Genomic DNA, 1,667 nt, shown 5'->3' with positions numbered 1-1,667 from the left:
TATCGCCTTTGATTGATAATTGAATACTGCCTTTGCCGGTTTCGTAGGTCGTAACATATTTGCAAGCGTCAAGATGAACTTCCATCATTTTAGAGCCGTCATCATTTGGCTCGTAAGACGAAAATTTTTCAACACTTTCAGAAGGTTGTCCATATTTTTCGGTAAGCATCTCTTTTAGATTGAAATAATTTGAAGAAAGCGACGACCAACTTTCTTGTGCTGGAAAAATCACAGTGATTTTACTTACTAAATCTTTTCCTTTTAATGTAGCAACTCCAACAGTACAACCCTTGTAAGAAGCAAAATCACCTTTAAGTATCGCAACTTCGTCTTCTGTCCCCATTTGAGTAAAACCATTTTGCTTCATCTTTAAAACATATTCACTGAGTTTTCCGTCAATAGGAACTCCTTTAAAAGAAAGATGGACAGATGAATCAGTTCTCACTTGGGTCTGAGCAAACGAAACTATTGTCGTTAATACTGCGATCAATGTTATTGTTATTTTCTTCATATATTTTTTATGTGTTCACTTATCGAAAGTTCATCGTTTGCAAAGCAACGTCATTAAATTTTTGATAAGCGATCAAATCGGGGTTCATGTGTTAAAGGTATGTTTATTATGTAATATCGCAAATAAATTCTGATCGCAGATTCACTGCACCTATTAAATCTCTTCATTATAATCACCCCAAAGATAATCGGTGAAATCATCTTTAAAAAATCGGTGTAATCCCAAAAAATTGAAACAAAAATATCCTAATATTGGTTGTTGAAACATTCATCAAAAACAAAACCCATCATCCCGGAAATATTGATCACCATGAAAAAGATTTTGCTCGTAACCCTTTTGATCTCCTGCAGCGCAATGGCCTTCAGTCAAAGTAAAATGGCCTGCTGCGCCAAACCATCCGCTACTAAGCAGTTTGCTATGCTGGCGGCTGATAAAAAGTTTGTAATGGCGCACCCGCTGCCCTTAAAATATCACTTTCAAAGTGATATCGGTAAGGCTATTACCTACAACACTGCCGATGGTAAAACAGCCGGTGCATTTTTCTTTAAGGCAAAAAAGCCAACCAATAATTACCTGCTGGTGGTGCATGAATGGTGGGGGCTGAATGATTGGGTGAAAAAAGAATCAGAAAAATTATACAATGACCTGGGCAATGTAAACTTAATTGATGTCGACCTGTACGAAGGCAAAGTAGCCACCACCCGCGAAGACGCCGGTAAATTTATGCAGACCGTTAAAGACGACCGGGCCCAGGCTATTATTAAAGGCGCCATTGCCTATGCCGGCCCTAATGCCCGCATAGCTACCATAGGCTGGTGCTTTGGCGGAGGCTGGAGTTTGCAAAGCTCCCTGCTGGCAGGCAAGCAAGCAATAGGCTGCGTAATGTATTACGGCATGCCCGAGCAGGATGTAAATAAACTAAAAAACCTTAACTGCGACGTGCTGGGTAACTTTGCCTCCAAAGACGGATGGATCAATCCTAAAGTGGTTGCCCAATTTGAAGAAAACATGAAGACTGCTGGTAAAAAGGTAACCGTGCACGAGTATGAAGCCGACCATGGCTTTGCGAACCCAAGCAACCCGATTTATAACAGCCAGGCCACCACCGAAGCGTATAATTATACTTTGGCGTTTTTGAAGCCGCGGCTGAAGTGAG

At 40.7% G+C, this 1,667-nt stretch carries 2 protein-coding genes; one reads left to right on the top strand and one right to left on the bottom strand.

Going from position 1 to position 1,667, the window contains the following annotated elements:
- On the bottom strand, window positions 1-511 hold a 511-nt coding region (locus QZY09_RS05545; RefSeq protein ID WP_295669294.1), incomplete at its 3' end, for a hypothetical protein.
- A gap of 309 nt (window positions 512-820) precedes the next feature.
- Between QZY09_RS05545 and QZY09_RS05540 the strand changes: the two genes are divergently transcribed.
- On the top strand, window positions 821-1,666 hold the full coding sequence (locus QZY09_RS05540) for a dienelactone hydrolase family protein (protein WP_295669291.1): 846 nt from the start codon (window positions 821-823) through the stop codon (window positions 1,664-1,666).
- Window position 1,667: the final 1 nt, after the last annotated feature.

Source organism: uncultured Mucilaginibacter sp., assembly GCF_903913935.1.
Taxonomy (GTDB): domain Bacteria; phylum Bacteroidota; class Bacteroidia; order Sphingobacteriales; family Sphingobacteriaceae; genus Mucilaginibacter.
Note: the sequence above shows the minus strand (reverse complement) of the source record. Positions and strands in the feature narration are given on the sequence as shown.